Annotated in this window: 26 protein-coding genes and 1 pseudogene; 19 read left to right on the top strand and 8 right to left on the bottom strand. The window is 73.4% G+C overall.

Annotated features, from left to right (window positions below; genetic code table 11):
* Positions 1–6 precede the first annotated feature (6 nt).
* The 7 genes from Q5694_RS22135 (at position 7) to Q5694_RS22105 (ending at position 4,293) form a co-directional block, all read left to right on the top strand.
* Positions 7–402 (top strand): DUF5994 family protein, encoded by a 396-nt coding sequence (locus tag Q5694_RS22135; RefSeq protein ID WP_333934943.1) that lies wholly within the window; start codon positions 7–9, stop codon positions 400–402.
* Positions 403–517: 115 nt separating this feature from the next.
* The gene (locus tag Q5694_RS22130; protein ID WP_333934941.1) at positions 518–1,012 is read left to right on the top strand and encodes a DUF5994 family protein; all 495 of its coding nucleotides are present in this window, start codon (positions 518–520) and stop codon (positions 1,010–1,012) included.
* A 368-nt stretch (positions 1,013–1,380) separates the two neighbouring features.
* The gene (locus Q5694_RS22125) at positions 1,381–1,887 is read left to right on the top strand and encodes a DUF2243 domain-containing protein (protein ID WP_333934967.1); all 507 of its coding nucleotides are present in this window, start codon (positions 1,381–1,383) and stop codon (positions 1,885–1,887) included.
* A 46-nt stretch (positions 1,888–1,933) separates the two neighbouring features.
* The gene (locus tag Q5694_RS22120) at positions 1,934–2,182 is read left to right on the top strand and encodes a hypothetical protein (RefSeq protein ID WP_333934939.1); all 249 of its coding nucleotides are present in this window, start codon (positions 1,934–1,936) and stop codon (positions 2,180–2,182) included.
* Positions 2,183–2,554: 372 nt separating this feature from the next.
* Positions 2,555–3,616, top strand: a complete 1,062-nt coding sequence (locus Q5694_RS22115) for a peptidoglycan recognition protein family protein (protein WP_333934938.1) — start codon at positions 2,555–2,557, stop codon at positions 3,614–3,616.
* Between the two features lie 104 nt (positions 3,617–3,720).
* Positions 3,721–3,951 carry a DUF2945 domain-containing protein gene (locus Q5694_RS22110; RefSeq protein ID WP_333934937.1) on the top strand — a complete coding sequence of 77 codons (231 nt, stop codon included), beginning with the start codon at positions 3,721–3,723 and terminating at the stop codon, positions 3,949–3,951.
* Between the two features lie 6 nt (positions 3,952–3,957).
* Positions 3,958–4,293, top strand: coding sequence for a DUF3140 domain-containing protein (locus Q5694_RS22105; protein ID WP_333934936.1), 336 nt, complete (start codon positions 3,958–3,960; stop codon positions 4,291–4,293).
* Here Q5694_RS22105 and Q5694_RS22100 read toward each other — a convergent pair.
* Positions 4,283–4,450, bottom strand: a complete 168-nt coding sequence (locus tag Q5694_RS22100) for a hypothetical protein (RefSeq protein ID WP_333934935.1) — start codon at positions 4,448–4,450, stop codon at positions 4,283–4,285. The two genes, Q5694_RS22105 and Q5694_RS22100, sit on opposite strands and share 11 nt — an antisense overlap.
* 163 nt (positions 4,451–4,613) lie before the next feature.
* A pseudogene (locus tag Q5694_RS22095) lies at positions 4,614–4,703 on the bottom strand (carbohydrate ABC transporter permease); the annotation flags it as partial.
* A 104-nt stretch (positions 4,704–4,807) separates the two neighbouring features.
* Between Q5694_RS22095 and Q5694_RS34860 the strand changes: the two are divergent.
* A complete protein-coding gene (locus Q5694_RS34860) occupies positions 4,808–4,969 on the top strand; it encodes a hypothetical protein (RefSeq protein ID WP_443040916.1) in 162 nt (53 codons plus the stop codon).
* Between the two features lie 10 nt (positions 4,970–4,979).
* On the opposite strand, the gene Q5694_RS22085 is transcribed toward Q5694_RS34860, so the two are convergent.
* The 4 genes from Q5694_RS22085 to Q5694_RS22070 all read right to left on the bottom strand — a co-directional run bounded on the left by Q5694_RS22085 (position 4,980) and on the right by Q5694_RS22070 (position 8,397).
* A complete protein-coding gene (locus Q5694_RS22085; protein ID WP_333934934.1) occupies positions 4,980–5,153 on the bottom strand; it encodes a hypothetical protein in 174 nt (57 codons plus the stop codon).
* 258 nt (positions 5,154–5,411) lie between these two features.
* Entirely contained in the window at positions 5,412–5,639 is a 228-nt protein-coding gene (locus Q5694_RS22080) for a class IIb bacteriocin, lactobin A/cerein 7B family (RefSeq protein ID WP_333934932.1), read from the bottom strand.
* Between the two features lie 386 nt (positions 5,640–6,025).
* Complete coding sequence (locus Q5694_RS22075) at positions 6,026–7,048, bottom strand: hemolysin family protein (protein ID WP_333934931.1); 1,023 nt, start codon at positions 7,046–7,048, stop codon at positions 6,026–6,028.
* On the bottom strand, positions 7,045–8,397 hold the full coding sequence (locus Q5694_RS22070; RefSeq protein ID WP_333934930.1) for a hemolysin family protein: 1,353 nt from the start codon (positions 8,395–8,397) through the stop codon (positions 7,045–7,047). The genes Q5694_RS22075 and Q5694_RS22070 overlap by 4 nt, the downstream gene beginning before the upstream one ends.
* A gap of 324 nt (positions 8,398–8,721) precedes the next feature.
* On the opposite strand from Q5694_RS22070, the gene Q5694_RS22065 reads away from it, so the two are divergent.
* From Q5694_RS22065 to Q5694_RS22050, 4 genes are all read left to right on the top strand, one after another.
* Positions 8,722–9,117 carry a cell division protein SepF gene (locus Q5694_RS22065; RefSeq protein ID WP_333934929.1) on the top strand — a complete coding sequence of 132 codons (396 nt, stop codon included), beginning with the start codon at positions 8,722–8,724 and terminating at the stop codon, positions 9,115–9,117.
* Positions 9,118–9,213: 96 nt separating this feature from the next.
* Positions 9,214–10,428: an ATP-binding protein gene (locus Q5694_RS22060; RefSeq protein ID WP_333934928.1), complete on the top strand. Its 1,215-nt coding sequence runs from the start codon at positions 9,214–9,216 to the stop codon at positions 10,426–10,428.
* Positions 10,421–10,771 (top strand): nucleotide pyrophosphohydrolase, encoded by a 351-nt coding sequence (locus Q5694_RS22055; RefSeq protein WP_333934927.1) that lies wholly within the window; start codon positions 10,421–10,423, stop codon positions 10,769–10,771. Before Q5694_RS22060 ends, Q5694_RS22055 begins: the two co-directional genes overlap by 8 nt.
* Before the next feature lie 195 nt (positions 10,772–10,966).
* A complete protein-coding gene (locus Q5694_RS22050) occupies positions 10,967–11,437 on the top strand; it encodes a DUF6099 family protein (RefSeq protein WP_333934926.1) in 471 nt (156 codons plus the stop codon).
* A 180-nt stretch (positions 11,438–11,617) separates the two neighbouring features.
* Here the strand turns inward: Q5694_RS22050 and Q5694_RS22045 are convergent, their stop codons facing one another.
* Positions 11,618–11,869, bottom strand: a complete 252-nt coding sequence (locus tag Q5694_RS22045; protein WP_333934968.1) for a hypothetical protein — start codon at positions 11,867–11,869, stop codon at positions 11,618–11,620.
* Positions 11,870–12,107: 238 nt separating this feature from the next.
* On the opposite strand from Q5694_RS22045, the gene Q5694_RS22040 reads away from it, so the two are divergent.
* The 6 genes from Q5694_RS22040 (at position 12,108) to Q5694_RS22015 (ending at position 21,192) form a co-directional block, all read left to right on the top strand.
* Positions 12,108–13,031 (top strand): LLM class F420-dependent oxidoreductase, encoded by a 924-nt coding sequence (locus Q5694_RS22040; RefSeq protein WP_333934925.1) that lies wholly within the window; start codon positions 12,108–12,110, stop codon positions 13,029–13,031.
* Positions 13,032–13,190: 159 nt separating this feature from the next.
* Complete coding sequence (locus Q5694_RS22035; protein ID WP_333934924.1) at positions 13,191–14,654, top strand: 3' terminal RNA ribose 2'-O-methyltransferase Hen1; 1,464 nt, start codon at positions 13,191–13,193, stop codon at positions 14,652–14,654.
* Positions 14,651–17,191 (top strand): polynucleotide kinase-phosphatase, encoded by a 2,541-nt coding sequence (locus Q5694_RS22030; RefSeq protein ID WP_333934923.1) that lies wholly within the window; start codon positions 14,651–14,653, stop codon positions 17,189–17,191. Before Q5694_RS22035 ends, Q5694_RS22030 begins: the two co-directional genes overlap by 4 nt.
* Before the next feature lie 137 nt (positions 17,192–17,328).
* Complete coding sequence (locus Q5694_RS22025) at positions 17,329–18,552, top strand: arginine deiminase (protein ID WP_333934922.1); 1,224 nt, start codon at positions 17,329–17,331, stop codon at positions 18,550–18,552.
* 98 nt (positions 18,553–18,650) lie between these two features.
* The gene (argF, locus tag Q5694_RS22020) at positions 18,651–19,658 is read left to right on the top strand and encodes an ornithine carbamoyltransferase (protein WP_333934921.1); all 1,008 of its coding nucleotides are present in this window, start codon (positions 18,651–18,653) and stop codon (positions 19,656–19,658) included.
* Positions 19,659–19,761: 103 nt separating this feature from the next.
* A complete protein-coding gene (locus tag Q5694_RS22015; RefSeq protein WP_333934920.1) occupies positions 19,762–21,192 on the top strand; it encodes an amino acid permease in 1,431 nt (476 codons plus the stop codon).
* On the opposite strand, the gene Q5694_RS22010 is transcribed toward Q5694_RS22015, so the two are convergent.
* Positions 21,149–21,616, bottom strand: a complete 468-nt coding sequence (locus Q5694_RS22010) for an ATP-binding protein (RefSeq protein WP_333934919.1) — start codon at positions 21,614–21,616, stop codon at positions 21,149–21,151. The genes Q5694_RS22015 and Q5694_RS22010 overlap by 44 nt on opposite strands.
* Positions 21,617–21,926: 310 nt before the next feature.
* On the opposite strand from Q5694_RS22010, the gene Q5694_RS22005 reads away from it, so the two are divergent.
* Positions 21,927–22,754 carry an enoyl-CoA hydratase family protein gene (locus tag Q5694_RS22005; RefSeq protein ID WP_333934918.1) on the top strand — a complete coding sequence of 276 codons (828 nt, stop codon included), beginning with the start codon at positions 21,927–21,929 and terminating at the stop codon, positions 22,752–22,754.
* Positions 22,755–22,778: the final 24 nt, after the last annotated feature.

Below are 22,778 nucleotides of genomic sequence, written 5' to 3'. Positions count from 1 at the left end.
CCAGTCGTGACCACCTCGCCACCGCCCCCCTCCCACCCCTCCTCCCTCCGGCTGCGTCTCGCACCCCGCATCGGTATGCCACGGCCCATCGACGGCGCCTGGTGGCCACGCTCCTACGACCTGCCGGCCGAACTCCCCGCACTGCTCGCCGGACTGCCACGGGCCTGGGGCGACATCACGAGCGTCACCGTCAGCGGGGCGACGTGGTCCCGCGTACCCGGCCGGATGCTCGTCGCCGACCAGACGGTGCGGCTGCACCGGGCCCTCGCGGCGTCCGCCCCGGACACCATCGTCCTGCTCGCTCCCGGCCAGGGGCGCTGGGACCTGCTGGTCGTACCGCCGGAGACGGCCGAGGAGGCGGCGGGGCCCCTGATGGCGGCCGCGGTGGACCCGCAGGACTGACCGCACGGCGCCGGGCGCGGAACGGCCCACGCAACCGCTCCGGCGGCGGGCGGGCGGAGAGTACCGTGGGACGAGGAGGCTGTTCGGCCTCCTGTCCAGGGAAGCAGGCCGTGCCATGTCCGACTCCGACCGGGCGCGTGAGACCAGCCCCCTGCCCGATGCCGTCCACGGGAGCGTGCGGCCGGGGTCGGCCCTCGTGCGGCTGGAGACGACGCACGACCGGCAGGGCACGCTGGACGGGGCGTGGTGGCCGCGGTCGCGGGACGTCGCCGCCGAACTCCCCGGCCTGCTGGCAGTGTTGACCGAGTACCTCGGACCCGTCACGCGCGTCGGCCTGGACTCCGCCGCCTGGGAGGGACTGCCCACGCGGATGACCATCGACGACCGGGTCGTCCACATCGACTCCTCCCCGGTCGGCGACGACACCGTGCTCGTCACCCGCGGTGGGCAGGATCTCTTCTCCCTCCTCGTGATCCCGCCGCACGCGACGCCGGAAGCCGCGCGCGCCGCCATGGCCGAGGCCGTCCGCGCGGGAAGCGTGACCCGGGCCGGGCAGATCCTCCTCGACACCGGCACCGGTCGGGCGGGCCAGCGGCCGCCGGACGCCTAGTACCCCCCCGGCGCACGGCCGGGGCGCCGGGCGCCGGTGGGGTCGCGCGGCGGTACACGCCGGGTGTTCGGCGCGGGCAGGCGCGTGCAGCCGACGTGTGGTCAGGCGGCCGGCCCGCGGGGCCGCCGTGCGGAGTAGGTTCACGGTGCCGAGGATTCTCCGCACGCCGGCTCCTGGCCGGCGGCGGGTCCGTGCAGTGCGAGGGACGTGACCGGCCGGTGCGCCGCCCGCGCGGGGCCGTCGGGTCCCGGAGGAACCGGAACCGCGTCGCGGCGGGTGCAGGATGCGCGGATCCGTGGGTACCCGGTGCGGGCCGCCGCGGTCGTGGGCGGCGGGCGGTGCCCACGTACGGACGGAGGCGGATGTCCATGACGCGAGCGGCCCGGCCGGGCACCTCGGCGGTCGCCCGGCCCGAGCCACGGCGGACGGCGGCTGTCTGCGCGCTGATCGGCGCTGCCGTGATGGCAGCGGTGGACGAGATCGTCTTCCACCAGATCCTCGGCTGGCACCACTTCTACGACCGGTCCACCACCGGCGTGGGTCTGCTGTCGGACGGCCTGTTGCACAGCGCCGAGCTGCTGGCTCTGGTGGCCGGATTCTTTCTCCACGCCGATCTCCGCCGCCGCGGATCGCTCGACCGGGCCCACGCCTGGGCGGGCTTCTTCCTGGGACTGGGCGCCTTCCAGCTGTTCGACGGGATCGTCGACCACAAGCTGCTGCGCGTGCACCAGATCCGCTACGGCGTGGACGTCACCCCGTACGACTGGGCCTGGAACATCGCGGGGCTCGTGCTGCTGCTCGTCGGCGCCGGGCTGGCCCTGCGCGCCCGGGCGCGCAAGGGAGCCGCGCGGGGGCCGGGCGACGGGACGCCATGACCGCACGGTCGGAAAACGAGTCACGAACACGGAGGACGCTGCTGACATGATCACCCCCGAGCAGATCAAGGACCTGCTGGAGTCCGACGCCGATGAACCGGTCCTCGTCGTGGTGGCCGGCGCCGCCGAGGTCGTGCCGGCGTCGGCGCTGGAGACCGACGACTACCGAGGGGCCCTGGAGATCGCCTCCCGCAAGGACCTCCTCACCGAGCTGGACGGCGAGGTCCCGTCGCGGCACGAACTGGAGGAGATCGCCGCCCGTCTGGACGCCTCCGTGACCCGGCTCGGCGCCTGACACACCGGTCCGAACCGAACTCCGGCCGGGGGCCGGGTGCGCGCAGCCACGTGCGCACCCGGCCCCGGAGGGCGCTCCCGCGCGGGGGACGCGGCCGTCGCACAGCGTCGTAATCGCGCCTAATTCGCGATCGCGGTCCGGCGAAGGTGAGCAAAGGGGTGGACCGCGGGAATAACCGCATCCCGGACGCGTGCGCGGCACCGCACCTCGCGCAGCCCCGTACGCATCACGGCCCGGCTCGTTCAACGCATCCCCCCGATCGCACGTACGTACAGGCAAGTTCACTTTCGCGTCCTTCCGCGGACGCGCTCCCCAGGTGTGTTCGCACCGTCTTCAGACCGGTACCCCCACGCCGGAACGGAGGACCGACTCATGGCCACCCCGCTCACCGCCGCCCGGCTCGTCGCCGCGCTGAAGGCCGAGGGCTGCGCCGTCCACGAGGTGGCCGGATGGCGCACCAACAACCGCAACCACGTGGGCCCTTGGGGGCCCGTGCACGGGGTGATGATCCATCACACCGTCACCGGCCCGGGCACCGACGTCGTCGGGCTGATCTACCGCGGCCACAGCGCCCTGCCCGGCCCGCTCGCCACCGGCTGCATCACCAAGGACGGCGTGGTCCACCTGACCGGCAACGGCCGGGCCAACCACGCCGGGGGCGGTGACGGCGACGTGCTGAACGCCGTCATCGGCGAGTCCTACGGCACGTACCCGCCCGCCACGCACGAGCACGACGGCTCCGCCGGCTCCGTCGACGGCAACGCCCGCTTCTACGGCTGGGAGTGCGAGAACAAGGGCGACGGCAAGGACCCCTGGCCGCCCGCCCAGTACCTCGCGATGGTCAAGGCCACCGCCGCGGTCTGCCGCGCGCACGGCTGGGGCCGCAGAAGCACGATCGGCCATCTGGAGTGGAGCGACTGGAAGGTCGACCCGCGCGGGTTCGACATGGCCGACTTCCGGCGTGACGTCGCCGACGCCCTGGCCCTGCCCGCGGGCCGCTGGAAAGGAGAGGACCCCATGCCCCAGTACGTCAACCTCGGAGTCGCGCGGCCGTACGCACTGCGGCCCGGTGCCTGGGACTCGGTGGAGTTCACCGCCGAGTGGGCCGACGAGGCCGGCGGCCACGCCTCCGGCGGCAGCGTGTTCGTGCGCGGGCCGGCCCGCTTCACCGGCACCGTCAGCCTGCACCTGGAGGGCCTGCCGGTGGGCGCGGTCGTCCAGGCGCGCATGTCGGAGTACCAGGGCGACCAGCTCCGGACCGACCACCCGATCCACGAGATCACCGGGACCGCCGGCGGCACCTTCGCCGTGGTGCCCCTGACCAAGCGGCTCGCCTCGGGGCGCGGCATGCGGGTGCGGCTGCTGAACCAGGCCGCCGTCCCGGTCACCGTCGCGGGCGCGGTGCTGACGGTGCTCGTGTGGGAGGAGCCGTGAGCGCACCCCGCCCACGGGCACCCGGCTGACGCCCGCCGAGCTGCGCCGTCCAGGCCGGACCCGCACGCTGGAGGGAGAGCACGTCACCCCGAGGGAGCATCGGCATGGCGAAGAACCGCAGCGAGGGCGACCAGCCGAAGAAGGGCGACAAGGTCGCCTGGAGCAGTCACGGCAGCAGCACCGAGGGCAAGGTCGAGCGGAAGATCACCGAACGGACGGAGGCGGCGGGCCGGACGGTCGACGCCTCCCCCGACGACCCCCAGTACGAGGTGCGCAGCGACAAGTCCGGCCGGACCGCCGTGCACAAGCCGTCCGCGCTCAAGAAGAAGAAGTGAGGCGGCGTGGACGACGGGCAGCGCGAGCAGACCTGGGAAGAGTTCCGTGAGCTGGTGAACATGACGCCGGCCGAACTGGAGAGGTGGCTGGAGTCGGACGACTCGCGCGCCGCCGGTCAGCACAAGGACGGGGGCGAGTCCACCGGGCACGCCTCCGGCCGGCGGATCCTGGAGATCCTGCGGGCCGGCAAGGGCGACCTCACCGACGACGACTACCAGCACATGCGCAAGGTCGTCGGCTACGTCCGCCGCCACCTGGCCCAGAAGCCCTCCGGGGACGTGCGGGACACGAAATGGCGGTACTCGCTGATGAACTGGGGCCACGACCCGCTCAGCGGGTGACGGCCCGCTCCAGCAGCGTGTGCGGGTACCGCCCGCGCCGGGCGTCGAACGCGCCCGGCGTCCTCGTGACCACGGCCGTGGCGAAGTCGCGGCGCAGCGCCGGCCGGCACTCCTCGCGGTCGATGCCCGCGGTGCCGTGGACCAGGGGTCGTGCCACGCGAACAGCTCGACCCGGGTGAGGACCCGGGGCACGGCCACGGAGTCCGGCAGGGACGCGCGGCTCACGGCGCCGTTCTCGTGCTCGCAGGTCGGCTCGATGCGGTGGCGCGGGGGTCACCGGTGGTGCCGCGCACGTCCGTGACGGGGCCGGCGGCGGCGTCCAGCACGGTCGACATCAGGGAGGGCGGGGACAGAGGCAGGGTCATCCTGCGCACGGCCTGCAGCCGGGAGCAGCCGTCCAGGGCCGCGGCCGTCCTGCCGAGGGGCGGCGCCTGGCCGCACGGCAACGCGATCACCGCGCTCGGCCGCGCGCCGAGGTCTCGCCGACCGGCCGGCGCGGCTCACGGAGGGGCTCGTGGCGACGGCCGCGCACCACGGGCACCGGCTGCCCGAGGTCATCGCCGGCGACGACCGCTCGGTCGCGCCCCGGCCGGTGCCGTACCCGCGCGCCTGCTCGCCGCAGGCGTGGGCGGCGGCCACCCCGCTCGCCCCGCGCACGACTCGGCGGCACATCTGACGGCCGGCGTTCAGCCCGCGGCGGGCTCTTCCTCCGAGGGCACGGAAAGCCCGCCGAGCGCCTGGCTCATCCGGTGCTGGGTCTCCTCGGAGACCGCGCGGGCCTCCTCGACCACGTCACCGCGCTCGCGTATGAGGCTCGCGTAGATCGGCAGTTCTTCGGTCCGGGTCGTTTCGGTCGTCACCACGGTTTTCCTATCGCTGTCTCGGGCGGGGCCTGAAGGGACCGAGTAAGTCTGCGACACGCCCTTCCGGCGTGTCGGCCACCCCCTTCCCGTGCAGATTTCCGTCACGGGTTTCGCACAATCCCCACATGTGTGACGCGGTGATGCCGGGGTAGGGCGCGATGTTCTTGCCGTATCGCCCGTGCCGGTGCGTTCGTGCCGTGCGGGCACGTGAAAAGCCCCGGGATTCGTCCCGGGGCCTTTCACGGGGCTGTGCGATCAGAGCGAGGTGGTGTGCACGCCCGTGTGCGCGCCCGCCGCGGCGCCCTGCGGCGACAGCGCGGCCTGGAGGTCGGCGCAGGCACCGGCGGTCAGCGGCTCGACCAGGCCGGTGGACAGGCCGCCCACGAGGCTCGCCGAGGCGCTCACGGCGGCGTTGCCGCCGGAGACGTTCTCCAGCTCGGCGTCGGAGAGCTCGACGGCGGTGACCGGGGAAGTGAGGTCCATGGGAATTCCCTTCGCGTGAATGTCGCAGGATCAAAACACTCGCCGGAGCGGAACTGCCAATCGAGGAGGGGCAGTTCGGCCTGTCATTCCATGACGCTTTTCACCGCTGTGGCCGCACGGTCACCCGAAACCCGCACTCGTTCACGATTCCCGTCGCCCCGCCGCACTCCCAGGGGTTGCGCCCCGAATTCCGAAGCGGGCTTTTCGGTGCCGATTCCCCGCGCAGCGCCACCCGGGCGGCGGCGGCCCGGCCGGGCCGCCGTCCCCGGACGGGCGATGTGCAGATCCGCGGGAGGTTCGGGCGCCGGGCCCGATCGGGCAGGGGGCCTGCCACGGCCTCGCGTCCGCCGACCGGCGCCCGCCCGCGGGAACGACCCGCCGGGGCGTCAGGCCGCCGCGGCCGGCTGCATCAGACGGGCCAGGAGGTCGTCCAGGGTGACCAGGCCGGTCAGCCGGCCCGTGTCGTCCCGGACCACCGCCAGGGAGGCCCGGCGGCGGCGCAGCACCTCGATCGCGTCGGCGACCGTGGTGGCCTCGGTCAGCTCCGGAACCGGCCGGGCCAGTTCCCGTGCGGACGTGGCGCGGCCCCGGGCCCGGGCGACCAGGGCGTCCCGGGCGTGCACGGACCCCAGGACCGCCCCACGCTCCCGCACCAGGAGCCGCGTGCGGTCGTGCTCGGCGGCCAGCCGCAGCAGTGCCTCGACGTCCGCGCCGCCCTCGACCCAGGTGATGTCGGCGGCCGGGATCCGCAGCGCCGCCACCGGCGTCTCCGGCTCGGTCAGGGAACGGGTCAGCAGCTCCGAGTCGGCCGTGCTGATCAGGCCCAGCCGCTCGGACTCCTCCACGAGGTGCGTCAGCTGCTCCCGGTTGTGCACCGAGGCCAGCTCGTCGCGCGGTGCGACCCGGCACAGCCGTACCAGGCCGTTGCTGACCCGGTTGAGCAGCCGGATCAGCGGGCGCACGGCCCGTACCACGGCCCTGAACGGCGGGGAGAGCAGCATGGCCGAACGCTCGGGGTGGGCGATCGCCCAGGACTTGGGGGCCATCTCGCCGACCACCATGTGCAGGAACACCACCACGATCATGGCGACGGCGAACGCCACGCCGTAACTGACCGCGCTCGGCAGGCCCACGGCGTGCAGCAGCGGGTCGAGCTCGTGGGAGATCGCCGGCTTGGACACCGAGCCCAGGCCCAGCGTGCACACGGTGATGCCCAGCTGGGCACCGGCCAGCATCAGCGACAGCTCACGCATCCCGGCCAGGGCCGCCCCGGCACCGCGCCGCCCCTCGGCCGCCGCCTTCTCCATGCGGTGCCGCTTGGCGGCGACCAGCGCGAACTCGGCCGCCACGAAGAAGCCGCTGCCGATCAGCAGCAGCACGGTCACGAAGACCGCCATCGGGAAACTCACGCCATCTCCTCGGCTTCAGCGGCTTCCTCGGCCGCCACGAGCGGACGGATCCGGACACGGTCGGCCACGTGCCGGTCGAGCGTGCGCACCTCGATCAGGGCGCTCCCGCCGCCGGACACTCCGACCGTGACGCGGTCCCCCACGGTCGGGAAGCGGCCGAGCCGGTCCACGACCAGTCCGGCCACGGTGTCGTAGTCGTCGTCCTCGGGCAGCCGGACGCCGGTGGCCTCGGCCACCTCGTCCAGCCGGCGGCCGGCGTCCACCAGCCAGCCGTCGCCGTCGGCCACGGCGACGGCCGTGACCGTGTCGGACTCGTCGGCGATGTCGCCGACCAGCTCCTCGGCGATGTCCTCGTAGGTGACGATGCCGGCCACGCCGCCGTGCTCGTCCAGGACGACCGCGAACTCGTCGTCCTGCTCCCGCATCCGGGCGACCGCGTCGGGCAGGGCGAGGGTGTCGGGCAGCAGCAGCGGCCGCCGGGCCAGCTCCCCCGCCCTCGCGCCGTCGACCCGGGAGGCGGGCAGCGCCATCAGCTCGCGTACGCCCAGCACCCCGGAGACGTCGTCCGGGTGGTCGCCGAGGACCGGGTAGTTGGAGTGGCCGTGCCGGGCGATCAGGCCGATGGCCTCACCGGCGCCGGCGTCCTTGCGGACGAAGACGGCGTCGGCGCGCGGCACCATCACCTCGTCCAGGGTGCGCTCGGAGAACTCCAGCGCGTGGTCCAGCAGCGCGGCCGTGTCCTTGGGCAGCGCGCCCTGCTCGTGCGACTCGCCGATCAGATGGCCCAGCTCCTCCAGCGTGGCGCCGTGGTGCAGCTCCTCGACCGGCTCGATGCCGGCCCTGCGCAGCAGCCTGTTCGCCGCGGAGTCGAAGACGTGGACGACGGGACCGACCACCTTGAGGTAGGCCAGCGTCGAAGGGGCCAGGGCCTTCGCCAGCCGCTCCGGCACGGCGATCGCGAGGTTCTTCGGGGCCAGCTCGCCCAGCACCATCTGCACGACGGTGGCCAGCACGAACGCGAGCACCACGGAGACGCCGCCGACGGCGGCGCCGGGCAGGCCGAGGCCGGACAGGGCGGGCCGGAGCAGGGCGGACACCGACGGCTCGGCGATGAAGCCGACGACCAGTCCGGTGACGGTGATGCCGAGCTGCGCGCCCGACAGCATGAACGACAGCCGCTCCAGCACCGTCAGTGCACGGGCGGCCTTTCGGTCACCGGCTTCGGCCTCGCGCGCGAGGGTGAGCCGGTCGGCGGAGACGTAGGCGAACTCCTGGGCCACGAAGTAGCCGGTGCCGGCGGTCAGCACGAACACGGCGAGCAGGCCCAGCAGGGCATCGGCGGCACTCATCGAACACCACCCCGCCGTGTGCCGCGATCCGTGATGCCGTGGCGGGATGGTCGGGGACTGTGCCCCGGAGGGTCCGTCGATCTGGCGGACAAGAACGTGCTCCTTAAGGTGCGGTCTGTTCCCGGGTCAACGTCTGCCGCCGCCCCGGTGTTCCCGGATTCTACGGTCGTGTAGATGACAGCGCCCGGGCGGAAGCCGGCGACGCGGTCCGAAGAGGCCGTTGCGCGCCGCATTGACATCGCGGAGCGTGTCGCATTGGGCCGAACGGGTGACGGTGCGCAACAATTGGCCGATGCAGACAGCCAGTGCGAGCCAGGACGGAGCATGCCGGTGAACAGCCACGATGTCACCGACGAACAGTGGGAGGGGCTCGCCCAGGTCGTGCCGCTGCGAGGCAGGGACGCCTGGCCCTCGTCCGTCGGCCACCGCGCGGTGCCCGAGGCCGCGACGGAGGCCCGGCGCCGCTTCGTCGTGCTGCGGGTGAACGTCTTCGCCGACGCCCGTGAGGTCGCCGAGACGCTCATGGCGGGCGTGCCGGTGCTGCTCGACCTGACCGGCGCCGAGACGGACGTCGCCAAACGGGTGCTGGACTTCAGCACCGGGGTCGTCTTCGGCCTCGCGAGCGGGATGCACCGGGTCGACCGCAACGTCTTCCTGCTGACGCCCGCGGGGACCGAGGTGACGGGCCTGATGGAGGGCATCGGCGTCCCCGGGACGTGAGGCCGGGTCGGCTGCGCCCCGAGCGGGTCGCCCGTTCGTAGGAACCCGCCGGTGACGGAACGGTTCGGCCCGGCCGCGCGGCCCTACCGTCCGGGCATGACCCACCCCCCGCACCACGACCGCCCGCGCGTCACCGAGCTGCGCCTGGCCGCCTTCGCCGCCCACCGCCGCGCCGCGCTCCCGCTCGGGCCGCTCACCCTCCTCGCCGGCCCCAGCGGAGCGGGGAAGACCAGCGCGCTGCGGGCGTACGAGGCGCTCGCCCGGCTCGGGGGCGGCGCCGAACTGGGGGAGGTGTTCCCGGAGCCCGTCGCCTGCGTCCCGGAAGGGGCCCGGCCCGACGGCCAGAACCGGCGCGGCTTCCGCATCGGCTGCACGGCCGACGGCCCGGCCGGTCCCGTGCGGCTCGACGTCGCCGTGCAGGCCGAGCCGGACTTGCGCATCGTGGGCGAGCGGCTGTCGGCGGACGGAACGGTCCTGCTGGAGACCGCGCTGCGCGACCCGCGCAAAAGCACCGTGCAGGCCGCCTGGCACACGGCCGGTCCCGCCCCGGTGACCCGCGGCCCACTGCCGGACGACCGGCTCGGCACGGCGCTGCTCCCCTTGCGTGTGGCGGGCCGCACTCCCGGCCAGCGGCGGGTGCTGGCCGCCGCCGAGCAGATGGTGGTCGCCCTGCGCTCCGCCTACTCCTGCGACCCCGAGCCCTCCCGCATGCGCGGACGCGTCCCGGCCGGTTCGGGCAGGCTGCTCGGCGACTGCGCCAACCTCGCCGACGTCCTGTGGCGCACCCGCGCCGAGTGCGGCCGCCGGCACGCCCTGTTCGTGGCGGCGGTACGGGCCGGCTGCGCCGGGCCGGTTCGGGACGTGTGCGCGGAGCGGACGGGCGCCGTCCCCCCGCCCGCCCGGCAGGGCACCGGCACCCTCAGCGCCGGGCCCCGGGCGGCCGGCTCCACGCGCCCCGACGGCCTCGCCTCGGTCCGCGCCCTGCTGGACCGCGGCACCGGTGTGCGCACGGACCTCGCACGGCTCGGGCACGGCGAACTGCGCTACCTCGCCCTCGCGCTGGTCCTGCTCACCGGTCCCGGAGTCCTGGAGGTCGACCCGGCCGGCGAGGTGCCCGCGGCCCTGCAGACGCTCACCGTCCTCGCCGACGGGTTCGACCGGGGCCTGGACCGGCGGCAGCGGCGGGAACTGCTGGACCTGGCGGTGCGGATGTGCGACCGGGGGCACATCCGGCTCGTCGGGGCGGTCAGCGACGCCTCCTGGGCGGCCGGGACCGAGGGCGTGACGGTGGTAGACCTGGACCGTGACTGATCCGTCTCCCGTACCGCGCGACGAACGCCCGGACCTGGCGGCGCTCCGGCGCCGGCTGGCCGATTTCGCCGCAGCGCGCAACTGGCAGCCGTACCACACCCCCAAGAACCTGGTCGCCGCCCTCAGTGTCGAGGCGTCCGAACTGGTCGAGATCTTCCAGTGGTTGACACCCGAGGAGTCGGCCCGGGTGATGGACGACCCGGAGACCGCGCACCGCGTGAGGGACGAGGTCGCCGACGTGCTCGCGTACCTGCTCCAGCTGTGCGAGGTGCTCGGCGTCGACCCGCTGGCCGCGCTGGCGGCGAAGATCGACCGCAACGAACAGAGGTTCCCGGTCGAGTGACACCGCGGTGAACAGCAGGAGTCAGACAGTCCGCTTGTACTCTGCGTAGTCGAATCGCGGCCCGAATCCGAATTGTTGTCCGTTAATTTCCGTCTTCCTCTGGCTTTTCGTCTCAGGGCACCTCACTCTGGGTAGTGAACAGGGGAGTTCGGGCAGCGGACGCGCGCGGCGCGTCGGGACAGACGGGGGCAGCGCATGGAAGCGGTGCGGCTCATCGTGACGAGCAAACGGTCCCTGGCCGCCGGCGGCGAGGTCCGGGAGATCCTGGCCGAGGTGTGGCAGGCGCAGGCCCTCGCGCAGGCGATCGGCAGCCGCCTCGCGGTCGCCGGGCCACCCGAACTGCGCGGCGAGGCACTGGGGTTGACAGAGCTGGCGGGCCGCGGCTGCGGTGTCCTGGACGCGCCCGAACTGGCTCCCGGCGAGCTGCGGGCGGGCCAGCTCACGGAGTTGGGCGACGCCCGCCACACCCTGATGTACCTGGGCGGGCTCCTCGGCGAGGTCGGCATCGCGCTGGTGGCCCTGGCCTGCGCCGCGGACGACGAGGGCACGTACTGGCAGTGCATGGAGGCCATCGACGCGGCCGACGAGTCCCGCGACCGCGTCCTGGAGATGCTCCGCAGACTCGCCGACCGCGAACAGGCCCTCCCGGCACGAGAGGCGGGCTGACACCTGCCTGGCCATTGCCGTCTGCGCACCGGCGCGTCGGGCCGGCGGTGGCCGTCTCCGCCCGTGTCCGGCGGCCGCACGCGCCGGTGAGGACACGTCCCTCGCGCGGGGCGCCCCGCCGCGGGGCGGCCGGCCCGGCCCGGCCGGCGCCGCGCGACCGCAGCTCGGTCCGCGGGAGGGTCAGCGCAGCTCCCGGTCGGCCCTCTCGCGCCGCCTGGCGGCCCCGCTCGGGAGGGCGGCCGGTCCAGCCCCCGGGCGGCCGGTCTGGCCCGCCCGTTCCTCCTCCGTCGCGCGGGCCGCCTCGCCCGCGGACTGCAGGTCCGCGTCCAGCGCCGACAGGTCCGCGTTCAGCGCCGCCATCAGCTCCTCCATCTGCTGCAGCAGCCCTTTCGGCTGCGCCCCGCCCTGCTGCGGCACGGTCTCTTCGGACATGACGGCCTCCTCGGCCCCTGGCCCCCGGGGAGGCCGACACGGACGACGCCCCGGCGCTCACCGGCCGGGCGCGGAAGCCGGGTGCTCCGGCTCCGCCCGAGCCAACGATCACCACCGGGGCCGGTCACTGGCCGGATCGGGCGCGGACCGCGGTATGGACGTAATTTCGCCCGACCGGGGACCGGCCGGGCCGGGGTCCGGTCGCGAGATCGCCCACCCCGGCGTGCAGGATGGAGGCATGGACCTGCGCATCTTCACCGAGCCCCAGCAGGGGGCCACCTATGACACGCTGCTCGCCGTCGCCAAGGCCACCGAGGACCTCGGCTTCGACGCCTTCTTCCGTTCCGACCACTACCTGCGCATGGGCAACGTCGACGGCCTGCCCGGCCCCACCGACGCCTGGATCACCCTGGCCGGGCTCGCCCGCGAGACCAAGCGCATCCGCCTCGGCACCCTGATGACGGCCGGCACCTTCCGGCTGCCCGGCGTGCTCGCCATCCAGGTCGCCCAGGTGGACCAGATGTCCGGCGGCCGGATCGAACTCGGCCTCGGGGCGGGCTGGTTCGAGGAGGAGCACAAGGCGTACGGCATCCCCTTCCCCAAGGAGAAGTTCGCCCGCCTCGAGGAGCAACTGGCGATCGTCACCGGCCTGTGGGCGACGGAGACCGGCAAGACCTTCGACTTCCACGGCACGTACTACGACCTCACGGAGTCCCCCGCGCTGCCCAAGCCCGCACAGCGCAAGATCCCCGTCCTCGTCGGCGGTCACGGCCCCACCCGCACCCCGAGGCTCGCCGCCCGCTACGCCGACGAGTTCAACATGCCCTTCGCCTCCGTCGAGGACAGCGAGCGCCAGTTCGCCCGGGTGCGGGCCGCGGCCGAGGAGGCGGGCCGCGGCGGTGACGACCTGGTCTACTCCAACGCCCTGGTCGTCTGCGTCGGCCGGGACGACCAGGAGGTCGCCCGCCGGGCCGCGGCCATCGGCCGCGAGGTGGACGAGCTGAAGCTCAACGGCCTGGCGGGCTCCCCGGCCGAGGTCGTCGACAAGATCGGCCGCTACGCCGAGGCCGGTTCCGGCCGCATCTACCTCCAGGTCCTCGACCTGCAGGACCTGGACCACCTGGAGCTGATCTCCGCCCAGGTGCAGTCGCAACTGTCCTGACCGGCCGGGCCCCCGGCCGCCTCGATAACCGAAGGCGCTGGTGGGCACGGGTGTGCGAAGCTGTGGGCGTCGTCCTGCCGGGCCCCCGGGATCACCACTCCCGGGGGCTTTCGCGCGCACGGCATCCCAGACGTCCACCCAGCCGGAGAGGCCCTCCGCATGTTCCTGACGATCACCACCACCGGCACGCCCGAACGCCCCGCGACCGACCTCGGCTACCTGCTGCACAAGCATCCCGGCAAGGCGCAGGCGTTCTCCACCTCCCACGGCACGGCCCACGTCCTCTACCCCGAGGCGGACGACCGGCGCTGCACGGCGGCACTGCTGCTGGAGGTCGACACGGTGGCCCTGGTCAGGAAGGGCAAGGGCAAGGGCCGCGGCGGCGCCCCGGACGCGGCCCTCGCGCAGTACGTCAACGACCGCCCCTACGCGGCTTCCTCGCTGCTCGCCGTCGCGCTGAGCAGCGTCTTCTCCAGCGCGATGAAGGGCGTCTGCAACGCCCGTCCGGAACTGCCCGGCCGGGCCAGGCCGTTGCGCGTGGAGGTGCCCGCACTGCCCGCCCGCGGCGGCCCAAGCCTGGTGGCGGAGCTGTTCGAGCCGCTGGGCTGGACGGTCACGGCCGAACCGGTGCCGCTGGACGCCGAGTTCCCCGAGTGGGGCGACTCGCGGTACGTGCGCCTGGTCCTGGAGTCGGACGCGCTCACCCTCGCCGAGGCCCTGCGCCACCTGTACGTGCTGCTGCCGGTCCTCGACGACGCCAAGCACTACTGGGTCGCCCCCGACGAGGTCGACAAACTGCTGCGCGCCGGCGAGGGCTGGCTGCCCGGGCACCCGCAGCAGAGGCTCATCACCAGCCGCTACCTGACGCGCCGCTGGTCGCTGACCCGCGCGGCGGCCGAGCGGCTGGAACTGGTGCGGCTCGCCGAGGCCGACGACAGCGAGGTCGAGGACATCGACAACGCGGTCGCGGCGGAGACCGAGACGGAGGAGAAGCCGACCCCGCTGGCGGTGCAGCGCCGCGAGGCGATCGTCACCGCGCTGCGGCGGTCCGGGGCCGCCCGGGTTCTCGACCTGGGGTGCGGTCAGGGCCAGTTGGTGCAGGCGCTCCTCAAGGACCCGGCGTTCACCGAGATCGTCGGCGTCGACGTGTCGATGCGCGCGCTCACCATCGCCTCCCGCCGGCTGAAGCTGGACCGCATGGGCGAGCGCCAGGCGTCCCGCGTCACGCTCCTCCAGGGCTCGCTCGCCTACACCGACGTCCGGCTCAAGGGCTACGACGCGGCCGTGCTCAGCGAGGTGATCGAACACCTCGACCTGCCCCGGCTGCCCGCCCTGGAGTACGCCGTGTTCGGCTCGGCCCGGCCGCGCACGGTCCTGGTGACGACCCCCAACGTCGAGTACAACGTCCGCTGGGAGAGCCTCCCGGCCGGCCACGTCCGGCACGGAGACCACCGCTTCGAGTGGACCCGCGCCGAGTTCCGCGCCTGGGCGGACGCGGTGGCCGCACGGCACGGCTACGGCGTCGAGTTCGTCCCCGTCGGCCCCGACGACCCCGAGGTCGGGCCACCCACGCAGATGGCCGTGTTCACGATGACCACCCCGAAGGAGGCGAAGGCGGCATGACCGACGAGACGCAGGGGCGCGTGCTGCCCGTCACCGACCTGTCCCTGGTGGTGCTGATCGGGGCCTCGGGCTCCGGCAAGTCCACCTTCGCCCGCAGGCACTTCAAGCCCACCGAGGTGATCTCCTCCGACTTCTGCCGCGGTCTGGTCTCGGACGACGAGAACGACCAGAGCGCCACCAAGGACGCCTTCGACGTGCTGCACTACATCGCCGGCAAGCGCCTGGCCGCCGGCCGCCGCACGGTCGTGGACGCGACCAGCGTGCAGTCCGACGCCCGCCGCCAGTTGATCGACCTGGCCAAGCGGTACGACGTGCTGCCCATCGCCATCGTCCTCGACGTGCCCGAGGAGGTGTGCGCCGAACGCAACGCGGCGCGCACCGACCGCGCCGACATGCCCCGCCGGGTCATCCACCGCCACACGCGCGAACTGCGCCGCTCCCTGCGTCACCTGGAACGCGAGGGCTTCCGCAAGGTGCACGTCCTGCGCGGCGCGGAGGAGGTCGAGCGCGCCACGGTCGTCACCGAGAAGCGCTTCAACGACCTCACCCACCTCACCGGCCCCTTCGACATCATCGGCGACGTGCACGGCTGCTCCGCCGAACTGGAGACCCTGCTGGGCAAGCTGGGCTACGTCGACGGAGTCCACCCCGAAGGCCGTACGGCCGTCTTCGTCGGCGACCTGGTCGACCGCGGCCCGGACAGCCCGGGCGTGCTGCGCCGTGTGATGGGGATGGTGAAGTCCGGCAACGCCCTGTGCGTGCCCGGCAACCACGAGAACAAGTACGGCCGTCACCTGCGCGGCCGCAACGTGCAGCACACGCACGGGCTCGCGGAGACCATCGAGCAGATGGCGGGCGAGAGCGAGGAGTTCGTCGCCGAGGTGCGCCGGTTCCTCGACGGGCTCGTCAGCCACTACGTCCTCGACGGCGGGCGGCTCGTGGTCTGCCACGCCGGCCTGCCCGAGAAATACCACGGCCGCACCTCCGGCCGGGTCCGCAGCCACGCCCTGTACGGCGACACCACCGGGGAGACCGACGAGTTCGGTCTGCCGGTGCGCTACCCGTGGGCGGAGGACTACCGGGGCCGTGCGGCCGTCGTCTACGGGCACACCCCCGTCCCCGAGGCCACCTGGCTCAACAACACCATCTGCCTGGACACCGGCGCCGTCTTCGGCGGCAAGCTCACCGCGCTGCGCTGGCCGGAGCGCGAGCTGGCCGAGGTGCCCGCGGAGCGGGTCTGGTACGAGCCGGCGAAACCGCTGCGCACCGAGGCGCCCGGCGGCCAGGACGGCCGGCCGCTGGACCTGGCCGACGTGCGGGGCCGCCGGGTCGTGGAGACCCGGCACCAGGGCCGGGTCACGATCCGCGAGGAGAACGCGGCGGCGGCCCTGGAGGTGATGAGCCGCTTCGCGGTGGACCCGCGCCTGCTGCCGTACCTGCCGCCGACGATGGCCCCGACGGCCACCAGCCGGGTCGAGGGCTATCTGGAGCACCCGTCCGAGGCGTTCGCCCAGTACCGCCAGGACGGTGTCGCGCGCGTCGTGTGCGAGGAGAAGCACATGGGCTCGCGCGCGGTGGCCCTGGTGTGCCGCGACGCCGAGGCGGCCCGCCGGCGCTTCGGCGTGGACGGGCCCACGGGGTCGCTGTACACCCGGACCGGCCGCCCGTTCCTGGACGACGAGGCGCTCACCGAGCAGATCCTCGACCGGGTGCGCGCGGCGGCCGGCGAGGCGGGCCTGTGGGACGGGCTGGAGACGGACTGGCTGCTGCTGGACGCGGAGCTGATGCCCTGGTCGCTGAAGGCCTCCGGGCTGCTGCGCTCGCAGTACGCGGCCGTGGGCGCCGCGTCCGGCGCGGTGTTCCCGCCGGCGCTGGAGGCGCTGCGGGGCGCGGCCGGCCGGGGCGTGGCGGTGTCCGGCCTGCTGGAGCGCACCGGTGAACGCGCCCGGGACGCCGCCGCCTTCACGGCGGCGTACCGGCGCTACTGCTGGACCACCGACGGGCTGGACGGCGTCCGCCTGGCGCCGTTCCAGATCCTCGCGGTCCAGGGCAGGAGCCTGGCCGCGCTGCCGCACGACGAGCAGCTCACCCTCCTCGACCGGCTGGTCGAGCACGACGGCAGCGGCCTGCTGCAGACCACCCGGCGGCTGTACGTCGACACCGCCGACCCCGAGTCCGTGCAGGCCGGTGTCGACTGGTGGCTGGAGATGACCGGCCGCGGCGGCGAGGGCATGGTCGTCAAGCCGGTGGGCGCCGTCGTCCGGGACGGGCAGGGCCGCCTGGTGCAGCCCGGCATCAAGTGCCGCGGCCGCGAGTACCTGCGGATCATCTACGGCCCGGAGTACACGCGTCCGGAGAACCTGGCCCGTCTGCGCTCGCGGTTCCTGAACCACAAGCGGTCCCTGGCGATCCGCGAGTACGCCCTGGGGCTGGAGGCCCTGGACCGCCTGGCCGGGGGAGAACCGCTGTGGCGGGTGCACGAGGCGGTCTTCGGGGTGCTGGCCCTGGAGTCGGAGCCGGTGGATCCGAGGCTGTGACGGCGGCCGGGCCGGGCACCCACCGGGATGCCCGGCCCGGCGCCACCGTCCCCGTTTCCGCCCGCGGAAGCGAACAACCGGGGACGGAAACGTGCGAGGAGCGCGTCAATGCGGCCTTCCGTGGTCAGGATGGAGGCATGGCATACCACGTCCACTCCGAGGCCGGGCGGCTGCGCCGCGTCATCCTGCACCGGCCCGACCTGGAGCTCAAAAGGCTCACCCCCAGCAACAAGACCTCGCTGCTCTTCGACGACGTGCTGTGGGTGCGCCGGGCCCGCGCCGAGCACGACGGTTTCGCCGACGTGCTGCGCGACCGCGGTGTCGCCGTCCACCTCTTCGGCGATCTGCTGGCCGAGACGCTCGAGGTCCCGGCGGCCCGGAACCTCGTCCTGGACCGGGTCTTCGACGAGAAGGAGTACGGCCCGCTGGCCACCGACCACCTCAGAGCCGCCTTCGAGGCCCTGCCCGGCCGGGAACTGGCCGAGGTCCTGGTCGGCGGCATGACCAAGCGCGAGTTCCTGGACGCGCACCCGGAGCCCACCTCCGTGCGCTTCCACGTCATGGAACTGGACGACTTCCTCATCGGCCCCCTGCCCAACCACCTCTTCACCCGGGACACCTCCGCCTGGATCTACGACGGCGTGTCCATCAACGCCATGCGCTGGCCCGCCCGGCAGCGCGAGACCGTGCACTTCGAGGCGATCTACCGGCACCACCCGCTGTTCCGTGACGAGTCCTTCCGCGTGTGGTCCGAGGGGCAGAGCGACTACCCGTCGACCATCGAGGGCGGGGACGTGCTCGTGATCGGCAACGGGGCCGTCCTCATCGGCATGAGCGAGCGCACCACCCCGCAGGCCGTCGAGATGCTCGCGCACAAGCTGTTCGCCGCGGGTTCCGCCGAGACGATCGTGGCGCTCGACATGCCGAAGCGGCGGGCGTTCATGCACCTGGACACCGTGATGACCATGGTCGACGGCGACACCTTCACCCAGTACGCGGGCCTGGGCATGCTCCGCTCCTACACCATCGAGCCGGGCGTCGGGGAGAAGGAGCTGAAGGTGACCGACCACCCCCCGGAGCACATGCACCGGGCGATCGCCGCCGCGCTGGGCCTGAGCGAGATCCGGGTGCTCACCGCCACGCAGGACGTCCACGCGGCCGAACGGGAGCAGTGGGACGACGGCTGCAACGTGCTGGCGGTCGAACCCGGGGTCGTCGTCGCCTACGAGCGCAACGCCACCACCAACACCCACCTGCGCAAGCAGGGCATCGAGGTGATAGAGATCCCGGGCAGCGAACTGGGCCGGGGCAGGGGCGGACCGCGCTGCATGAGCTGCCCGGTGGAGCGCGATCCCGTGTAGCCCCGACCGGGGGCGCTCCGGGACCGCCACCGTATAGACATGCCGACGCTCGTATACTGTTCCAATCGTCCGTGTCCCCGTATCCCTGGAGCGCCCCCATGGCGACTGTCCCGACCGCCCTCGCCGGCCGCCACTTCCTCAAGGAGCTGGACTTCACCGGGGAGGAGTTCCGCACCTTGGTCGAGCTGGCGGCGGAGCTGAAGGCCGCCAAGAGGGCCGGGGACGAGACCCGGCACCTGCGGGGCAGGAACATCGCCCTGATCTTCGAGAAGACCTCCACGCGCACCCGTTGCGCGTTCGAGGTCGCGGCCGCCGACCAGGGCGCCTCGACCACCTACCTCGACCCCTCCGGCTCCCAGATCGGGCACAAGGAGTCGGTCCGGGACACCGCGCGGGTGCTGGGCCGGATGTACGACGCCATCGAGTACCGGGGCGACAGCCAGCAGAAGGTGGAGGAGCTGGCCGCGTACGCCGGGGTGCCCGTCTACAACGGGCTCACCGACGACTGGCACCCCACCCAGATGCTCGCCGACGTGCTGACCATGACCGAGCACTGCGCCAGGCCGCTCACGGAGATCTCCTTCGCCTACCTGGGCGACGCGCGCTTCAACATGGGCAACTCCTACCTGGTGACCGGAGCGCTGCTCGGCATGGACGTCCGCCTGGTCGCACCGAAGGCCTACTGGCCCGCCGAGGAGGTCGTCGACCGGGCCCGGGCGCTCGCCGAGCGCAGCGGGGCCCGCATCACGCTCACCGAGACGCTCGACGAGGGCGTGCGCGGCGCCGACTTCGTCGCCACCGACGTCTGGGTGTCCATGGGCGAGCCGAAGGAGGTCTGGGCCGAGCGCATCGCCGCCCTCGCCCCCTACGCCGTGACCATGGACGTGCTGCGCGCCACCGGCAACCCGGACGTGAAGTTCCTGCACTGCCTGCCCGCCTTCCACGACCTGGGCACCCAGGTCGGCCGGGACGTCCACGCCGCGCACGGCCTGGAGTACCTGGAGGTCTCCGACGAGGTCTTCGAGTCGGCCCACTCGGTCGTCTTCGACGAGGCGGAGAACCGGATGCACACCATCAAGGCGGTCATGGTGGCAACGCTGGCCTGAACAGGCCCTATGCTGACCGGCGGCCCGGAACCACCCCTCCTCCGCGGCCGTCCGCGCGACGCACCCGTCGCACTCCGCACCACCAGAAACGAGCACCACCCGCATGCCCCGCTACAAGTCGCCCCGTCTGCTGGTGGCCGAATCCGGCGCCGACCGCGAAGGCCACGGCCTCAAGCGCACGATGGGCCTCTTCCAGCTCGTCTGCTTCGGCGTCGGCGCCATCGTCGGCACCGGCATCTTCGTCGGCCTGTCCGACTCCGTCGCCCAGGCCGGTCCGGCCGTCGTCGTCTCCTTCGTCCTGGCCGCGATCACCTGCGTCTTCACCGCGTTCGCCTTCGCCGAGCTGGGCGGAGCGATCCCGGTGTCCGGTTCCTCGTACTCGTTCGCCTACGCCGGGCTCGGCGAGGGCACGGCCTTCCTGGTCGGCTGGTGCCTGCTGCTGGAGTACGGCGTGTCGGTGTCCGCGGTGGCGGTCGGCTGGAGCCAGTACGTCAACGAGCTGCTCGACAGTCTCGTCGGGCTGCAGCTGCCCGCCGCACTGTCGGCGGGCCCGGCCGAGGGCGGGGCCGTGAACCTGCCGGCCGTCCTCGTCATCGCCATGGCCGCCGTGCTGCTGGTGCGCGGCGTGCGCGAGAGCGCCCGGGCCACGGCCGCGATGGCCGTGCTGAAGCTGGCCGTGCTCGTGGCCTTCGTCGCGATCGGGTTCACCGCCTTCGAGGACGGCAACCTCACGCCGTTCTCGCCGGAGGGCCTGGCCGGCATCGGCGCGGGCACCACCGCCGCCTTCTTCTCCTACATCGGCTTCGACGCGATCACCACGGCCGGTGAGGAGGCGAAGAACCCGCGCCGGGACATCCCGGTGGCGATCCTCGTCTGCATCGGCCTGGTCACGCTGCTGTACTGCGCGGTCGCCCTCGCCGCGATCGGCGCCATCGGGGGCGACGCGGTCGGCGGCCGTCCCGCCGCCCTCTCCTACGTCGTCGACCGGGTCACCGGTTCCGGCGTCGGCGGCGGCGTGATCGCCTTCGGCGCGGTCGTCGCCATCGCCTCGGTGGTGCTCGCCGTGATGTACGGCCAGACCCGGATCCTGCTGTCCATGTCCCGTGACGGACTCATCCCGCGCGTCTTCGAGAAGGTCTCGCCGCGGACCGCCACGCCGGTCGCCGGCACGCTGATCGTCGCCGTCGTCTTCGCGGTGCCGGCCGCCTTCGCGCCGCTGGACGCCGTGGTGAACCTCTGCACCATCGGCACGCTCGCCGTCATGGCCGCGGTCAACATCGCGGTGCTCGCGCTGCGCCGCCGCGAGCCCGACCTCGCCCGCACCTTCCGGGTGCCGCTGTACCCGGTCGTCCCGGTGCTCGGCGTCGGCTTCTGCCTGTACCTGATGTACGAGACGGGCGTGACGACCTGGATCCAGTTCGCGGTGTTCCTGGCGGTCGGGGCCGCCCTGTACCTGCTCTACGGGCGCCGGAACTCCCGGCTCGCCCGCGTCACTCCGCCGGACGCCGAGGAGCGGGTACCGCAGGCAGTCTGAACCAGACCGCCTTGCCCGACTCGGTCGGCCGGTGCCCGCAGGAGGAACTCAGGGCGCGGATGAGGAGCAGTCCGCGCCCGTGCTCCTGCCAGGGGTCGGGCGGCCCGCCGACCGGGCTGGTGAGGTCGCCGGGCGGGGCCGGGTCGGTGTCGTGCACCTCGACCCGGCAGCCCGACGGCATCAGCTCCACGACCAGCTCTATCGGCTTCTCGCCGGTGGTGTGCTCCACGGCGTTCGCCACCAGCTCGGCCGTGAGCAGCTCCGCGGTGTCGCAGTCCGCCCCGTGCTCCAGCTCGGCCAGCGCCGTGCGGACCAGGGCACGGGCCACCGGCACCGCGGCGGCGGTGTGCGGCAGCGCGACGCGCCAGGAGGCGGGGGCTGAGGGGAGTTCGTACAAGGCGGGTCCGTTCATGGAGCAGGACATCCTGCTTTCAACCTTATGAATGGTACGGCGCCGCTTTCCGGAGACGTCCGAGGGGCACCGCGGGAGGCACCGTCGCCCCCTCGCCGGACGGCTTACCCAGGTGAACGCGGGCTTGCGCACCGCCGCTCCCGCCGTTACGCCGGTGTGGACGATCTGTGACGGATGTAACCGGCCCAGGTCACCTCCGGGCCCCTCACCAGGGTCCTACCCCGTCGGCGTATCGCGCACTCATGACGACGGTCACGAATGAGTGATAGCTTCGTGGGGTAGAGCTCAGTGAGGCAGTGCCCGCCCGAGGAGGCCGCCCGTCATGAGTCCCTTCACCGGCTCCGCCGCCCGCACCCCGCGCTGGGAGCATCTGCGCGTCGAGGTCTCCGACGGCGTCGCCACCGTCACCCTGGCCCGTCCCGAGAAACTCAACGCGCTCACCTTCGGCGCCTACGCCGACCTGCGCGACCTGCTCGCCGAGCTGTCCCGGGAGCGGTCCGTCCGGGCGCTGGTGCTGTCCGGTGAGGGCCGCGGCTTCTGCTCCGGCGGTGACGTCGACGAGATCATCGGCGCCACCCTGGCCATGGACACCGCCCAGCTCCTGGACTTCAACCGGATGACCGGACAGGTGGTCCGCGCGATCCGCGAGTGCCCGTTCCCGGTGATCGCCGCCCTGCACGGCGTGGCGGCCGGCGCCGGCGCGGTCCTGGCCCTGGCCTGCGACTTCCGGATCGCCGACCCCACCGCCCGCCTCGCCTTCCTCTTCACCCGCGTCGGCCTGTCCGGCGGCGACATGGGCGCGGCCTACCTGCTGCCCCGCGTCGTCGGCCTGGGCCACGCCACCCGCCTGCTGATGCTCGGCGACCCGGTCCGTGCCACCGAGGCGGAGCGCATCGGCCTGATCAGCGAGCTGACGGAGGAAGGCCGGGCCGACGAGGCGGCCGGGCAGCTCGCCCGGCGCCTGGCACAGGGCCCGGCCCTGGCCCACGCCCAGACCAAGGCCCTGCTGACGGCGGAGCTGGACATGCCCCTGGCGGCGTCGGTGGAGCTGGACGCGGCGACCCAGGCGCTCCTGATGAACAGCGAGGACTACGCCGAGTTCCACGCCGCGTTCACAGAGAAGCGCCCTCCCAAGTGGAGCGGACGGTGACAGCCGCATCCTCGAAGACGCGGG

Origin of the sequence: Streptomyces sp. AHA2 (assembly GCF_036857595.1) — a bacterium.
Classification (GTDB): domain Bacteria; phylum Actinomycetota; class Actinomycetes; order Streptomycetales; family Streptomycetaceae; genus Streptomyces.
This window is presented reverse-complemented; position numbering and strand designations above follow the sequence as displayed.

Coding starts and splice junctions, on each gene's coding strand:
- Q5694_RS22130 (WP_333934941.1), top strand. CDS start 518: ATGTCCGACTCCGACCGGGCGCGTGAGACCAGCCCCCTGCCCGATGCC.
- Q5694_RS22125 (WP_333934967.1), top strand. CDS start 1,381: ATGACGCGAGCGGCCCGGCCGGGCACCTCGGCGGTCGCCCGGCCCGAG.
- Q5694_RS22120 (WP_333934939.1), top strand. CDS start 1,934: ATGATCACCCCCGAGCAGATCAAGGACCTGCTGGAGTCCGACGCCGAT.
- Q5694_RS22115 (WP_333934938.1), top strand. CDS start 2,555: ATGGCCACCCCGCTCACCGCCGCCCGGCTCGTCGCCGCGCTGAAGGCC.
- Q5694_RS22110 (WP_333934937.1), top strand. CDS start 3,721: ATGGCGAAGAACCGCAGCGAGGGCGACCAGCCGAAGAAGGGCGACAAG.
- Q5694_RS22080 (WP_333934932.1), bottom strand. CDS start 5,639: ATGGACCTCACTTCCCCGGTCACCGCCGTCGAGCTCTCCGACGCCGAG.
- Q5694_RS22070 (WP_333934930.1), bottom strand. CDS start 8,397: ATGAGTGCCGCCGATGCCCTGCTGGGCCTGCTCGCCGTGTTCGTGCTG.
- Q5694_RS22065 (WP_333934929.1), top strand. CDS start 8,722: ATGCCGGTGAACAGCCACGATGTCACCGACGAACAGTGGGAGGGGCTC.
- Q5694_RS22060 (WP_333934928.1), top strand. CDS start 9,214: ATGACCCACCCCCCGCACCACGACCGCCCGCGCGTCACCGAGCTGCGC.
- Q5694_RS22050 (WP_333934926.1), top strand. CDS start 10,967: ATGGAAGCGGTGCGGCTCATCGTGACGAGCAAACGGTCCCTGGCCGCC.
- Q5694_RS22045 (WP_333934968.1), bottom strand. CDS start 11,869: ATGTCCGAAGAGACCGTGCCGCAGCAGGGCGGGGCGCAGCCGAAAGGG.
- Q5694_RS22040 (WP_333934925.1), top strand. CDS start 12,108: ATGGACCTGCGCATCTTCACCGAGCCCCAGCAGGGGGCCACCTATGAC.
- Q5694_RS22035 (WP_333934924.1), top strand. CDS start 13,191: ATGTTCCTGACGATCACCACCACCGGCACGCCCGAACGCCCCGCGACC.
- Q5694_RS22030 (WP_333934923.1), top strand. CDS start 14,651: ATGACCGACGAGACGCAGGGGCGCGTGCTGCCCGTCACCGACCTGTCC.
- Q5694_RS22025 (WP_333934922.1), top strand. CDS start 17,329: ATGGCATACCACGTCCACTCCGAGGCCGGGCGGCTGCGCCGCGTCATC.
- argF (WP_333934921.1), top strand. CDS start 18,651: ATGGCGACTGTCCCGACCGCCCTCGCCGGCCGCCACTTCCTCAAGGAG.
- Q5694_RS22015 (WP_333934920.1), top strand. CDS start 19,762: ATGCCCCGCTACAAGTCGCCCCGTCTGCTGGTGGCCGAATCCGGCGCC.
- Q5694_RS22010 (WP_333934919.1), bottom strand. CDS start 21,616: ATGTCCTGCTCCATGAACGGACCCGCCTTGTACGAACTCCCCTCAGCC.
- Q5694_RS22005 (WP_333934918.1), top strand. CDS start 21,927: ATGAGTCCCTTCACCGGCTCCGCCGCCCGCACCCCGCGCTGGGAGCAT.